Source organism: Ensifer sp. LBL (assembly GCF_050435225.1).
GTDB lineage: Bacteria > Pseudomonadota > Alphaproteobacteria > Rhizobiales > Rhizobiaceae > Ensifer.
In genome coordinates this window covers 504,238-518,238 of the sequence record NZ_JBNDJY010000005.1, presented here as the reverse complement: position 1 = coordinate 518,238, position 14,001 = coordinate 504,238, and the positions used below count along the sequence as shown (strand labels likewise).

The 14,001-nt window shown below is 60.8% G+C and carries 10 protein-coding genes; all 10 read left to right on the top strand.

The annotated features are described in order from the left end of the window. The first annotated feature begins 96 nt into the window (after positions 1 to 96). The 10 genes from mtnK to OKW20_RS22315 all read left to right on the top strand — a co-directional run bounded on the left by mtnK (position 97) and on the right by OKW20_RS22315 (position 12,805). Complete coding sequence (gene mtnK, locus OKW20_RS22360) at positions 97 to 1,368, top strand: S-methyl-5-thioribose kinase (RefSeq protein WP_429175469.1); 1,272 nt, start codon at positions 97 to 99, stop codon at positions 1,366 to 1,368. Beyond that, on the top strand, positions 1,365 to 2,459 hold the full coding sequence (gene mtnA, locus OKW20_RS22355) for an S-methyl-5-thioribose-1-phosphate isomerase (protein ID WP_205239726.1): 1,095 nt from the start codon (positions 1,365 to 1,367) through the stop codon (positions 2,457 to 2,459). Before mtnK ends, mtnA begins: the two co-directional genes overlap by 4 nt. A gap of 4 nt (positions 2,460 to 2,463) precedes the next feature. Continuing rightward, positions 2,464 to 3,399, top strand: coding sequence for a transketolase (locus OKW20_RS22350; protein ID WP_429175466.1), 936 nt, complete (start codon positions 2,464 to 2,466; stop codon positions 3,397 to 3,399). 2 nt (positions 3,400 to 3,401) lie between these two features. Continuing rightward, the gene (locus OKW20_RS22345; protein WP_429175463.1) at positions 3,402 to 4,403 is read left to right on the top strand and encodes a transketolase family protein; all 1,002 of its coding nucleotides are present in this window, start codon (positions 3,402 to 3,404) and stop codon (positions 4,401 to 4,403) included. Continuing rightward, a complete protein-coding gene (locus OKW20_RS22340) occupies positions 4,403 to 5,521 on the top strand; it encodes a RuBisCO large subunit C-terminal-like domain-containing protein (RefSeq protein ID WP_429175460.1) in 1,119 nt (372 codons plus the stop codon). The genes OKW20_RS22345 and OKW20_RS22340 overlap by 1 nt, the downstream gene beginning before the upstream one ends. 693 nt (positions 5,522 to 6,214) lie before the next feature. Beyond that, positions 6,215 to 7,015, top strand: a complete 801-nt coding sequence (locus OKW20_RS22335; RefSeq protein ID WP_429175458.1) for a COG4705 family protein — start codon at positions 6,215 to 6,217, stop codon at positions 7,013 to 7,015. 469 nt (positions 7,016 to 7,484) lie between these two features. Further along, positions 7,485 to 8,708 (top strand): plasmid partitioning protein RepA, encoded by a 1,224-nt coding sequence (gene repA, locus OKW20_RS22330; RefSeq protein ID WP_043619426.1) that lies wholly within the window; start codon positions 7,485 to 7,487, stop codon positions 8,706 to 8,708. Beyond that, positions 8,705 to 9,739: a plasmid partitioning protein RepB gene (gene repB, locus OKW20_RS22325; RefSeq protein WP_429175455.1), complete on the top strand. Its 1,035-nt coding sequence runs from the start codon at positions 8,705 to 8,707 to the stop codon at positions 9,737 to 9,739. Before repA ends, repB begins: the two co-directional genes overlap by 4 nt. A gap of 198 nt (positions 9,740 to 9,937) precedes the next feature. Further along, complete coding sequence (repC, locus tag OKW20_RS22320; RefSeq protein ID WP_429175452.1) at positions 9,938 to 11,149, top strand: plasmid replication protein RepC; 1,212 nt, start codon at positions 9,938 to 9,940, stop codon at positions 11,147 to 11,149. Between the two features lie 894 nt (positions 11,150 to 12,043). Further along, on the top strand, positions 12,044 to 12,805 hold the full coding sequence (locus OKW20_RS22315; protein WP_429175450.1) for a hypothetical protein: 762 nt from the start codon (positions 12,044 to 12,046) through the stop codon (positions 12,803 to 12,805). Positions 12,806 to 14,001: the final 1,196 nt, after the last annotated feature.

Genomic DNA, 14,001 nt, shown 5'->3' with positions numbered 1-14,001 from the left:
GCCATTGACATTTGCTAGAATGCCGCCTTAGTTGTGACCACACACGGCATGGCTGCGAGCGGTGGAGGCCCGCGCCATGCGTTGGAGGAGAACGATATGGACAAGCAGGTCTTCGAGGCGCTGAGCGCTGCGACGTTACCGGAAAAACTCGGTGGCAACGCCGTCCTGAGAGAAAAGATCGGGCCGGACTTTTCGCGCTGGAGCGTCAAGGAAGTCGGCGACGGCAACCTGAACCTGGTCTTCATCGTCACCGGTGACAGGGGTTCTGCCATCGTCAAGCAGGCGCTGCCCTATGTGCGCCTTGTCGGCGAAAGCTGGCCGCTGCCACTGAAGCGCTCCTATTTCGAATATCATGCCCTCAAGCGCCAGGCAGCGCGCGATCCCGGGCTCGTGCCCGAAATCTATTTCTTCGACGAATCCCAGGCGCTCATCGTCATGGAGTTCCTGACGCCGCACGTGATTTTGAGGCGCGCGCTGATCGACGGGCGGCAGCTCCCGAAAATCGGGCGTGACCTTGGCCTCTTCGTCGCGCGTACGCTCTTTCGCGGCTCCGACCTCTCCATGGCCACGCGCGAGAAGAAGGCGGACCTTGCGCTTTTCGCCGACAATATCGAGCTTTGCGACATCACCGAAAACCTGGTGTTCTCCGATCCCTATTTCGAGGCAGAGCTCAACCGGCACACCACGCCGCAGCTCGATCCTATTGTGGCCGAGCTTCGCGCCGACCGCGACCTCAAGGTCGAAGCGCAACGGCTGAAGCATCTTTTCTCCGCCAAGGCGGAGACGCTTTGCCATGGCGACCTGCATACCGGGTCAGTGATGGTGACGGACGACGAGACCCGTGTCATCGACCCGGAGTTCGCGTTCTACGGACCGATCAGCTTCGATGTCGGCATGCTGCTTGCCAATTTCTGGATGAGCTATTTTTCGCAGAGCGGCCACGAAAACGCGCCCGGCGCCCGCGACGACATGCGTAGCTATCTGCTCGATACGGTCGAAGTCATCTGGGAAACCTTCCGCACCGAATTCGCCCATCTCTGGCGCACCGAGCGTAACGGCATTCTCTACCAGGCAAGCCTCTTTGAGGCGCGCAACGACCCGTTCGGTGCCGAGCAGGCGCTCGACATCGTCATCGACGAGATCTGGCGCGAGATGCTGGGCTTTGCCGGCGTCGAGATGCACCGCCGTATCCTGGGGCTCGCCCACAACGCCGACTTCGAAACCATCGTCGACCCCGATCGCCGTGCTGCCTGCGAAACCAGGGCGCTGAAGCTCGGGCGTCACCTTGCCGTCAACCGGCATCATATCCACAGCCTCAAGGATATCCGCGCACTCGCGGAGCGCCTTCAGAAGGAGACATCAGCGTGAAAGTCGGAGAACGCCACTACCATACGATCTGGCTCAACGAGGACGGCCGCTCCGTCGACATCATCGACCAGCGCTGGCTGCCGCATGAGTTCCGCGTCGTGACGCTGAAGACGGTCGCCGATGTGGCCGTCGCCATCCGCGACATGTGGGTGCGCGGCGCACCGCTGATCGGCGTCACCGCCGCCTACGGTGTCGCCATTGCGATGGCCAAGGATCCGTCGAACGCCCATCTCGACGCCGTCTGGGAGGAGCTCAACGAAACACGGCCGACCGCCATCAACCTGCGCTGGGCGCTGAACGCCATGCGCGACCATCTGCGCCCCTTGCCGGAAGGCGAGCGTGCCAAGGCGGCCTATGATCGCGCCGCCGAGATCGCGGCCGAAGATGTCGAACTCAATCGCGCCATCGGCGCAAACGGCCTCAAGGTCATCCGCGAAATTGCGGCGAAGAAGGCGCCGGGCGAACCCGTGCGCATCCTCACCCATTGCAACGCCGGCTGGCTTGCGACCGTCGACTACGGCACGGCGACGGCCCCCATCTATATGGCTGTCGAGGAAGGCATTCCGGTGCATGTCTATGTCGACGAGACGCGCCCGCGCAATCAAGGCGCCTATCTCACCGCCTGGGAAATGAACGGCCATGGCGTGCCGCACACGCTGATCGTCGACAATGCCGGCGGGCACCTGATGCAACACGGAGATGTCGATATGGTCATCGTCGGCACGGACCGGACGACGGCCAATGGCGATGTCTGCAACAAGATCGGCACCTATCTGAAAGCGCTTGCTGCGCGCGACAACGGCGTCCCCTTCTATGTCGCCCTCCCCTCGCCGACGATCGACTGGACGGTCCGCGACGGGATCAAGGAAATCCCGATCGAGGAGCGCACCGCCGACGAGGTTAGCTTCGTCCAGGGGCGCGCCAGCGACGGCTCGATTGCCAGCGTGCGCATCTCGCCGGAGGGCAGCCCCGCCGCCAACCCGGCCTTCGACGTCACGCCCGCCCGCCTCATCACCGGCCTGATCACCGAGCGCGGCATCGCAACGCCGTCGCCCGAAGGCCTCAAGGCGCTTTTCCCAGAACGGAGCTGAGACGATGACACTCACGAACCGGGTTTCAACGGAAGAGATCGCGCTCGGCATCCGCCGGCGCGTGTTCTTCCACACGATGAAGAACAATGGCGGTTACCTCAGCCAAGCCTGCTCGGCTGCAGAAAGCCTTGCGCTGCTCTATAACGAGCTCCTGACGCTCGGCCAGCCGACCTTGCCGAAGGTGCCACTGCCGTTTCGTGGCGTCCCTTCGGCGCACAATCCGGACGCCTTTACCGGCGCCGGGTATCACGGACCGGTCGGGCCGGCATTCGACCGCTTTTTCATCTCGCCTGCCCACTATGCGCTCGTCATCTATTCGGCGCTGATCGAGATGGGGCGCATGGACGAGCACGCGCTCGATCATTTCAACAAGGATGGTGGTTCGGTCGAGATGATCGGCGCCGAGCACAGCCCCGGCATGGAAGTGACCACGGGCTCGCTGGCGCAGGGTCTCTCCATGGCCTCCGGCGTCGCCTGGGCGCGGTTGCAGAAGAAGGAGCCGGGCAAGGTCTGGGTCTACATGTCGGATGGCGAGTTCCAGGAAGGCCAGACCTGGGAGTGCCTTGCGGCGATGAGCTACCACGGCATCGACAACATCCGCGTCGTCGTCGACGTGAACCGCCAGCAATGCGACGGTGCCATGTCGTCGGTGCTCGACCTTGGCGATCTTGCAGCCCGCGTCAGCGCCTTCGGCGTCACCTGCCGGTCGGTGGACGGTCATGATCTCGACGCGCTCAGGGCTGCGGCCGGAAGCGCGGAACCCGGCAAGCCGCTGGTGATCCTCGCCAACACCTCGCCCTACCAGGGCATGGACTTCCTCAAGAAACGTTTCCCGCGGCTTCACTACGTGCGCTTCAAGAGCGCGGAGGAGCGGCTTGAAATGCAGGCGGCACTTGCGGCCGAACTCGGCGTCGACGCCGACGCAATGAAAGGGGCCTGAACATGGTCGAGATCGTCAATCGTCCCTACGCCAAGGCATTCGAAACCTTCGCCACGGCGCGACCCGAAGTCCTCTGCCTTTCCGCCGACCTGACCTCGTCCTGCGAGGTCGACGGTTTCCGTGACCGGCATCCGCAGCAATTCCTCTCGCTCGGCATGGCCGAGCAGAACATGCTGTCCTTTGCCGGCGGGCTGGCGATGGAAGGCTACCGGCCGTTCATTCACACCTTCTCGGTCTTCCTCTATCGCCGCCCCTATGATCAGTTGATCAACTCCATCGCCTATTCCAATCGCAAGGTGCGACTGATGGGCTTCCTGCCCGGTATCACCACGCCCGGCGGCATCACCCACCAGGCGATCGAGGACATTGCCGTACTGCGCGCTGTACCGAACATGACGATCCTCGAGACCGGTGATGCGACCGAGGTGGAGACCGTGCTCGAAGTGGCCGACAGCATCGATGGGCCCGTCTATGTGCGCGTGCTTCGCGGCGAGGTCCCGCGTCTCTTCTCGACGCCTTTCGCGTTCAACAAGCTGCGGGTCCTGTCCGAAGGCGACGACATTCTCGTCGTTTCCTCAGGCGTCTGCACCGAGGAAGCACTGCGCGCCACCCAACCGCTTCAGGCACGCGGCATCGGCATCACGCACCTGCACGCCTCGACCCTGAAACCCTTCGATCGCGAAGGCCTTTTGAAGGCCGCGCGTGGCAAGAAGGGTGTCGTCACGCTGGAAAACCACACCATCGTCGGTGGCCTCGGCTCGCTCGTTGCGGAAATCCTGGTGGAAGAGGGGCTCGGCGTCCGCCTGAAGCGGCTCGGCCTTAACGACACCTTTGCCCATGGCGCGTCCAAGCCCTACCTCATGAAGAAGTATGGCCTGGACGCCGGCGCGCTCGTTGGCGCCATCGGAGATCTCGTCGGTAAGCCGCTCGAGATTGGCGAGGACGAATTGACGGAGGTCCGCATCGACCACGTTCATTCGGCCCAGAAGGCGGAGGCGCTCTAGTGGCTCCGCGTTTCACCGTCACCTACTACGTGCAGGCCGCTGACGCCGAGGAGGCTAAGGCGCGCGCGCTCGACATCGCTCTGGAGCAGACCGTCGAAATTCCGCGCAGCGCTGTTCCCAAAGGCTATGTCGAGGATGAGATCCTCGGCAAGCTGGAGGACCTGAAGCCGGATCCGGCCGACCGGCCGGGCTTTCTCGCCACGATCTCCTATTCCGACGACGATGTCGGCGGCGACTTTCTGCAGCTCTTGAACGTCATCTTCGGCAACAGCTCCATCAAGCCCGGCCTGAAGGTCGAGGATATCGGTCTTTCGCCGGGTATCCTCGCGCTTTGCGCAGGACCGAAGCACGGTATTGGCGGGCTTCGGTCCCGCGCAGGCGTAGGCGAAAGCCCTCTTTTGATGTCGGCGATCAAGCCCGTCGGGCTTTCGACATCCGAACTTGCGCGCCGCGCCCATGATTTCGCGCTTGGCGGCATGCACTTCGTCAAGGACGACCACGGTCTCGTCGATCAGGTGACGTCGCCTTTTGCCGAACGCCTAAAGGCCTGCATCGCGGCCGTTGGCGAGGCCAATGCCAAAACCGGTGGCAACACGAGCTTCGTGCCGAATGTCACCGGGCCGGCTTCAGCCGTGCTTGACCGGGCGAAGGAAGCGCAGGCAGCCGGTGCCGGTGCGGTGATGCTGGCCCCGGCTTTGACCGGTTATGATGTCGTCCGCACGCTTGCAGCCGACCCCGATTTCACCTTGCCGATCGTTTCGCACCCGGCCTTCTCGGGCGCAAATGTGGTCTCTTCCGATTGCGGCTTCTCGCACCGGTCCTTCTTCGGCACGCTGCATCGGCTGATGGGGGCAGACGCGGTGATCTATCCGAACTTCGGAGGCCGCTTCGGTTTCACGCGAGAGGAATGCCTGTCGATCGCCCGGGCCTGCGCGGTCGACATGGGCGGGCCGAGGGCTATCGTTGCCGCGCCCGGTGGCGGCATGACCTTCGAGCGGGTTCCCGAGATGCGCGAAGCCTACGGCAACGACGTCATGTACCTGATCGGCGGCGCCCTGCTTCAAGAGCCGAACCTCGTGGACGCTTGCCGCCGCCTGGTCGCCGCGGTCCATAGCTAGGCGAACGCGGCATAGATCGAGCCCGAGAGGTCGCGCGGGGACGGCGCGGCCCAAGATCGCTCACAGCCGAAAGGACCGCCCTCTCTGTTGGGCCACAAGTGGTTAGCGCATGGCCGTGGCCAGGAGCCAGACATCCACCCAGCCTCCATCCGGTGTCTCATAGCTATCGGTATGCGCTTAGTCGCCGAGTGCTGGCGTTTCACGGCCGTATCTCGGTCGAAGTAAGGGATCGCGTGATCTCCTTTGTGATGGATGCGGCGCGGGTGCCACAGGTGGGCGCTGCCGAGCCGCAATTTACCTCGTTGCGCCCGAGTGGCTTTCTCGGTCTGGCCAGCCCGCTGCAGCGGTAGCCCCTGCCCTCTCAATACATGCGCAGCCATCGCAAAGGGTGTTCGGAGGCTGTGGCTCAGACCATCAGGCGATGCGAGGCGCCTATCGGACGGCTGAATGTGATCGGCCTTTTCAGGCGTCGTTCCCTTACGAATCCGTAAGTTCTGCGTAAAGCCACCGTGAGAATCGGTCCTCAATATCCGGCGCGGCAGGCCATCCGCCCGCTTCGGCTCGAGAACCGCGGGGCCCGAGGGTTCAGTCGCATCCAACCCAGATGCGAAGTCCTCGGCGTCCCGGCGATCACTTCTCTCGCCGATCACCTCACTTCGAGACGGTCAACCATTTTTCCCGATAGGAAGCATCATGGTTTCAAAATCCGCATCTGAGCTTTCCGGCAAGACGCCCACGGCCGCGCCACTTACCAAGGTCGCCGCAGTGACGCTGGCCTTTTGGATCATGAAGATCCTCGCCACCACCCTTGGAGAGACCGCAGGCGACTTCATCTCCATGACACTCAATCTCGGCTATTATGTCGGGTTCGGCATCACATTTGCAGCGTTGCTGGTCATCCTCGTCGCGCAGATCTCCGCGCGGAAATTCTATTCGCCGCTGTTCTGGCTGGCGATCGTCGCGACGACCACGGCCGGAACGGAAATATCCGATATGATGGATCGGTCCTTCGGCCTCGGCTACCTCTCGGGGTCGATCATCCTGACGCTCGGGCTCGCAATATCGCTCGGTGTTTGGTATTTGCGGGACGCCAAGCTTGATGTCGTGCACGTCAACCGCCGGGATACCGAGACCCTATTCTGGATTGCGGTCGTCTTCTCAAACAGCCTTGGAACGGCCTTCGGTGATTTTCTCACCGACAACATGGACCTGAGCTATGTTCAAGGTGCGATCGTTACGGCCGGGATCATCGGTCTCGTTGTCGCGCTCCACTACATGACCAAGATCAGCGATGTCTTGCTGTTCTGGATCGCCTTCGTCTTCACGCGGCCCTTCGGAGCGACATTCGGCGATTTTCTGACCAAGCCCATCGAAAAGGGCGGATTGAACCTGCCGCGGGACAACGCTTCGCTGGTCACGCTTGGCCTCCTGGTCATTGTCCTGATGCTGTCCATGTGGAAGCAGCGATCAAAGATGGTCGCCCAGCCGGCGTAGTGCCTCGACAATCCAACGGATGTCGGCTGCGCAGGCGCATTTCGCCTGCGCAGTTTCGTCTTGGCTGAAGGCGACCGTTCACGCAGCAGGGGGAAATGCCGGGCCAACCAAGGATGATGAGACACTGACTGGGCGGACTGTCGGCATCTGCGCGTAAACCGGGCGTCTGCAGATGATTCGCGGCGGGCGGGTCGGTGGCGGTTCACGAGTCTAGGCCCAATGCTCGCGCAATCGCCTTTCGGTTGTGGGTCTGCGCGAACAAAGGTGTGCGCAAACTCATCGCCTGGCAGCCCATCTCGTCCAGGAAAGCCCAGCGATTCCAATAGGGTGACGGGATTCCGTCGGGCAAGCTTCACAATCAGCCTTGAGGCTTTGTTAACCCTATTGTTCTGGACGGTCCGGGAGAATCGTGTTTTATCTTTGGCGGGCAATGGCCGGTAAACCGACTTTCGGCCGCCAAGAGGGAAAAATGGCGATAGCTAGACCTGCAGAAACTGACGTTCAACTCAAGGAAGACGCTGCCGCCAAGATATTGCGGCACGCCGGTCTTTTGTCGAGCCAGTTGCAGCAACTGCGAACGCGCATGTATCCGCCGAAGTCCGAGAAGACCTTGAGGTCGTTTCTGACGAACGAAGTTTCGAAGCTGACATCCATACCGGATTCGACGCTGAAGCTGATGTCGTCCGAGGGGCGCGGGCCCAAGCCGAGCCGCCTAGAGAACAATCACCGGGTCTACACGCTCGCGCAGATCAACGAGCTGCGGGAGCTGTTTGCAAAGCAGAAGCCTTCCGAGGCGCTCCGCTTCCTGCCTCGCCGCCGCCCGGGCGAACATCTTCAGGTCCTTGCGATCGCCAACTTCAAGGGCGGTAGTGCCAAGACGACCACATGTGTCCATCTTGCGCATTATCTGGCGCTCAATGGTTATCGTGTACTCGCGCTCGATCTCGATCCGCAGGCATCGCTCTCGGCACTGTTTGGCGCGCAGCCGGAACTCGATGTCGGCGCCAACGAAACGATTTACGCGGCACTTCGCTACGACGATGCCGAGCGCCGGCCGATCCGCGACATCATCCGCAAGACCTACTTCGAAGGCGTCGATCTCGTACCGGGGAACCTCGAAGTCATGGAATACGAGCACGAGACGCCGCGTGTGCTCGCAAGCAAATCAAGCTCCGGCGCCATCTTCTTCGAGCGCTTGAAACTCGCACTTTCCGAGGTGGAAGACGACTACGACGTCGTCCTTCTGGATACGCCTCCTTCCCTCGGCTTCCTGACGCTGAGCGCGATCTACGCCGCCACGAGCATGATCATCACCGTTCACCCGGCGATGCTCGACGTTGCATCGATGAGCCAGTTCCTCTTGATGATGGGCGACCTGATCGGCGTGTTGAACGACAACGGCGCTCAGCTCGACCAGGATTTCATTCGTTACCTCGTGACGCGGCACGATCCGAACGACGCACCTCAGTCGCAGGTCGTGGCAATGTTGCGCCATCTCTTCGGTTCGGACGTGCTCCTGCCGACCGCGATCGAAAGCACGGCAGTCGAGGCGGCGGGCCTGGCGAAACGGTCAATCTATGAGCTCGAAATGGGCCAGATCGGCCGCGACACGCACAAGCGGGCCCGTGAGGCTGTCGATGGCGTGAACGAGGCCATCATTCGTTTGATCAACTCGAGCTGGGGACGTGAATGAGCAAGAACGCCCGCAAATCGATCGTCGCCAGCTTCGGCCTGCTTTCGGCCGAACTTGAAAGCAACCTTGCTGCGAAAGAGCAATCGACGACGCCCGCTCCTCCTGCCGCTCCCAATCGGGTCGGCGCCGGTGTGGTCGGTGCCGCGCATCGAGCGATCGACGACATACGGGCCGAGCGCGATCGGCTGAAGGCACTGGTCGAGTCGGGTGGCGGCGCGATCCGAGAGCTTGATCCTTCACTGGTCGACCCCTCTCCCTATCCGGACAGGCTGCCGGACGATGACGGGGCGGACTTCGAAGCCTTCAAGCGCTCGATCGATGCAGAAGGACAGAAGGTTCCGGTCCAGGTTCGCAAACACCCCTCGTCGGCGGGACGCTACCAGATCATTTACGGCCACCGGCGGTGGCTTGCCGCAAAACAACTTGGCAAGCCCGTTCGCGCGATCGAAGTCGAAATATCGGATCTGGACCTGGTCGTTGCTCAGGGCGTTGAGAATGCAAGCCGGCAAGATCTCACCTGGATCGAACGCGCCTTGTTCGCATCGCGCATGGACGACGCCGGTATCAAGCCGCGCGACATAAAGGCGGCACTGTCGATCGACGACCCGGAGCTCGCCAAGATGCGCAGCGTTTACCGCGTGGTCCCGACCGACGTGATCGAGGCCATTGGTCGCGCGCCAAAGATTGGCCGGCCGCGCTGGCTCGAATTCGCCAAGACGATCGCTGACCATCCGGAATCCGTTGCGGCCGCTCGACAGATCTTGTCTGAGGCGCGCGACGCTTCGCCGTTGTCCGATCAACGCTTCCAGCGTGCGTTCGAAACCATAAAACCCGCGAACGCGGTACGCCAAGACGGCACGGACTTGTCCGATGCGTCCGGCAACAAGCTGGGTTCCTGGAAGCTTTCGGCCAAGGAGGTGCGGATATCAGCCGACGGGCCTCTCGGCGTGGAATTCGTCAAATTCGTCGGGGAGGAACTGCCAGCGCTCGTTGCGCGGTTCTCTCGCGACCGCAAGGATCAAGGCCTCTGACAACGGTCGGAGATGCAATCGGATACGTGAACACGAAAGGACTGCTGCAAAAGAAAAAGGCCCCCAAACGTTGCCGTCGTGGAAGCCTCTCTCATATCTGGACAATCTGAGAATCGCATTTCCACGAATCCCCGTCAAGAGACTTTGGCACCTAATTTGGTGAGCGGATTTCTTTTGCCTTCTGAAGGGTGAGGGAAAATGCAGAGTGGAAATGTGACGACGCCCTTTGGGCGGCGGCCGATGACGCTTGCGCTGGTGAGGCGACAAGTAGCATCCGTCGAGATCACGCCGAACAAGTCGGCGGATAAGTGGAAGGTCTTTCGCGACGCCTGTGAGGCGCGGCCGCTTCTCGGCCTGCAGGACAGGGCACTGGCCGTCCTTGATGCGCTGTTGAGCTTCTATCCCGAGACCGACCTTCGCCAGGGTAAATCCCTGATCGTCTTTCCGTCGAATACTCAGCTTTCAATTCGGGCGCATGGCATCGCCGGCGCAACTTTGCGTCGCCACCTGGCAGCACTCGTCGATGCCGGGCTTATCGTTCGCAAGGATAGCGCGAATGGCAAGCGTTACGTTCGCAAGGACAGGTCCGGGGAAGTCGAAGACGCGTTCGGTTTTGATCTCGCGCCTCTGCTCGCGCGATCGGAGGAACTTGCTCAAATGGCCCAACAGGTCGCAGCGGAACGGACGCTCTTTCGCCGCACCAAGGAGGCCCTCACGATCAGGCGCCGAGACGCACGTAAGCTCATTTCTGCCGCTATAGAGGAGGGGGCGAGCGGCGATTGGGGGAAGATCGAGGCCGTTTACCTGGCCCTCGTTGCGCGTATGCCGCGCTCTCCATCCATCCATGACCTCAAGGCGCTGCTCGAAGAAATGGAACTGCTGTGCGCTGAGATCGTCAATCAATTGGAAGATCAGCAAAATTCTCAAAATATGAGCAGCAATGATGCTTGTTTTGAGCGTCATATACAGAATTCAAATCCCGAATCCCCTAATGAATTTGAACCAAGCTCTCGAAAGGAGCTGGGGGCGAAGCCTGAGCCAGAAAAGCGGCCGACAGCAGAGCCGCTTAAGGCGTTCCCATTGGCGATGGTTTTGCGGGCCTGCCCTGAGATCGGGCTTTACGGGCAGAGCGGCGAGATATCGAACTGGCGCGACTTCATGGCGGCCGCCGTGGTCGTTCGCTCGATGCTGGGCATCAGCCCGAGTGCCTATCAGGATGCCTGTGATGTGATGGGGCCCGAAAATGCAGCGGTGGCGCTCGCCTGCATGCTGGAAAGAGCTGGGCACATCAATTCTGCGGGCGGTTATCTCCGCGATCTGACCTCGAAGGCGCGGCGCGGTGAGTTCTCGCTCGGTCCGATGTTGATGGCGCTCTTGCGCGGGGCCGGCGGGATGCGGAATGCAGGGTAGAGTTCCAACGCGCGGTCGCCGCCTTGCGACGAAAGCGATTTTGCAAGCATCGGGTGGATGACATCAATGGGCGACCAGGCGGAAAAGCTGTCAAAGCGGTAACGCATCTGAAGCGGCGATGATCCGCTGCAGTATAACGGTTTCGCGATGGGTGCTGGGAGGAGCATCGCCAAACCCGCGGGACGATGCCGGCTCTACTTGAGCAGGAAGCCGGCGCTCGCCGAAACCACCCAGGGGTCTTGTCGTTCACATACAGGTTTCATTTTCGGATGCTGTCTTGCTGGCGCGTTGCCGACGGATCCAAGTCCCCTCCCCTCTTGTCGAGGCGGCACTGAACTACATTCCAACTTAAGCCAGCACCGCAGCCAGCCTTGGTCATGCCGGCGTCCGGTCTACAGTTCTCCAGCCGTACGGAATTTTCCGTCATCTGCGTTTCGTGGCAGATTGAGCAAGATCGCCTGGGGGAAGCAGTTAAGCTTCCATCCGACTTTCGGTAGAATGCCGCTAACCTGACGCCAGAACCTGGCGTCGTCGAACCTAGATGGCGCGATCACATCTGTAGCCGCCATGGCGATCAGGTCACATTCGGCTCCTGAGGGAATGTGGCCGTCTAACTTAGATGTCGGGCAAAGATGGTTGGCGGCAGGCACAGCGGGTTGATCCTCGAACGCGCAGCTCCGGATGTCGTTTCGACAGGGAGGCAATTGTCGTCATGTCGCGCGAAAGCGGGGGAAGCCTTCGCTGGTGGGAGTTTTCAAGGGCGGCCGGAACGCGGCTTGTCTGTTCTCGGCTTTTGATAGACAGAAACTGCGGTGTATCGTCTGTCATGGCTACTCGACAGACGAGCGCAAAACGGACAGGTCGGGCGTTCACCATTCAGTTCAACAGGTACCCATGACAGAGAGCCTTTCACAATCCGAAATCCCGATACATTCGGATGAAGAAAAGGCCTGGCTTTGCGCGGCCAACAATGCCGATCTCTATCAGATGGTGTTTCGAGCACATGGACGGCCTGATCGCCGAACCGGCACGTTTTGGTCCAGCGATGCGATCGCCCCTCCATACTATTCGAACATGACGACACTCGACCCGAACGGTGTTGCGGACCAGTTCGTCGAGATCGACCGGCTGACGGATAGGTTGGGACGGCGGCCCAGTCTTAAAGACGGATTTTCGACGCTGGATCTGACCGGCGAGGGATTCCGGCTGTTGTTTACGGCGTCATGGGTTTGGGCCGAACCTTGCGGAACGCCCGCTTGCTCGACCCACGGCTGGGAACGAGTGCGCGACGCGACGGCATTGAACTGCTGGGAACGCGCCTGGAAAGAGGCCGGCAACCCCTCCGACGCCAAGGTCTTTCCACCCTCTCTGCTCTCCGAGCCCGACCTGCATATCTATGGCCGATCGACGGGGAATGGCTTCGATGCCGGCTGCATCGTAAACCGGTCCTCTCAAACGGTAGGGATCTCGAACATCTTTAGTCTGTTTGATACCCCGCCCGCGTTTCGGGATGCTGTTTTGCTCGCCGGTAACGCCTTTTCCCCGGATCTGCCACTTGTTGGATACGATCACGGCCTTGCATTGGAGGAGCTTTTGAAGCTTGGCTTCAAACCGGTCGGTCAGTTGCGAGTCTGGCTGCCTGAAGCGGATACCTAGGAGGTATCCCAGATCGTTCTCAGACAGCGCTGGTAAACTGCGGGTCCAACGCAACGCTTATCAAGATGGTTGAGCTCGGGAAGTCCGACCACGTCCTAGCTCGCGGCATCGGTTTTGGATGAATGGCATCGGCGACCGCGATCGGCGCCGATCGCGGGTATCGTTCTCGTCGTGCCCTCCCCCTGGCGGAAAGTGTGATTGGCTCACCGCCTTCGCCTACCCGACAGAGGACCGCGGAAACGTGACACTGTCCGGCCGCTGCAACATGGGCGACCGCTCCTACCGCGAACTTGTCTTGGCAATTCAACAAGCGAAGTTGGAAACGGATGACGAGCGGACTTCGGTGAAGCCTGCAATTGCACGGGCTGACGAGATATCAAGTGCTCGGTCGCTTGCCGGCTGGCGGAAACCCCACTTGTAACGCAGCCACCATTCAGACATCACCCGGTGCCTTGCACCCAATGCTCAATCGCTCGAACCGGAGCACTGTCCCGTACTCTGCAACCTGGTGACAATTGACGTCAGTGGGGCGCCATATCGAAGCGTATTGGACCGAACAGCGCTCGCCAATTGGGCTGAAATTTGTATGGTCGGAAATCCAGCATTCTCGCTCTTCTAGCGCCGCGAGTGAATTCTCCCGCACGCCTGAGATCGTTACACGAAAGAGACGGTGGCAAGCGATGCAGTTTCGACGTGCGGCGTGGTCGACGGAACCGCCGCTCTCCTGGTTCGGATTGAACGCACGGAATCTCGGTAAGTGCTCGTCGGCGCAAGGGGCGCGCGTTTGGCGCGTTTCAAGCGATAGTTCCGGGCATTTGCGGCTTTTGTGATGCCGACGGATGAGCAGGGAAGCGGCCCGCGCGGCACCAGAACAAGCAACCGGTTTGAAGCGAGCGGAATCAGGAGCGCAATTACCACTCAGGTTCGGATCTCGGTGCGCTCGAAAGTTATGCACTTGTTAAATATATGATATAATGGCAATTATTGCAGAAGCGGAAGCTAACTCCCGGAAGACTTCTGCCATCGAACCCTGCACTCTGTAGCACCATTGACGATCTCTATCGGCTGAGCAATGCGATTTGATCGCCAAAGAGCCGGTCGAACCCGATCTGGGCGTCTCACGTCTTGTGGTTCTGAAAACTGAAGGCTGGAGAACTGAGAGATCCGACCTCTTTGACGTCGGACAGTTTGCATCT

Bases quoted from the DNA above. Each gene is read 5' to 3' on its own strand.
- OKW20_RS22345 (WP_429175463.1), top strand. From the start codon at position 3,402: ATGGTCGAGATCGTCAATCGTCCCTACGCCAAGGCATTCGAAACCTTC.
- repA (WP_043619426.1), top strand. From the start codon at position 7,485: ATGGCGATAGCTAGACCTGCAGAAACTGACGTTCAACTCAAGGAAGAC.
- OKW20_RS22315 (WP_429175450.1), top strand. From the start codon at position 12,044: ATGACAGAGAGCCTTTCACAATCCGAAATCCCGATACATTCGGATGAA.
- OKW20_RS22335 (WP_429175458.1), top strand. From the start codon at position 6,215: ATGGTTTCAAAATCCGCATCTGAGCTTTCCGGCAAGACGCCCACGGCC.
- OKW20_RS22350 (WP_429175466.1), top strand. From the start codon at position 2,464: ATGACACTCACGAACCGGGTTTCAACGGAAGAGATCGCGCTCGGCATC.
- mtnK (WP_429175469.1), top strand. From the start codon at position 97: ATGGACAAGCAGGTCTTCGAGGCGCTGAGCGCTGCGACGTTACCGGAA.
- repC (WP_429175452.1), top strand. From the start codon at position 9,938: ATGCAGAGTGGAAATGTGACGACGCCCTTTGGGCGGCGGCCGATGACG.
- repB (WP_429175455.1), top strand. From the start codon at position 8,705: ATGAGCAAGAACGCCCGCAAATCGATCGTCGCCAGCTTCGGCCTGCTT.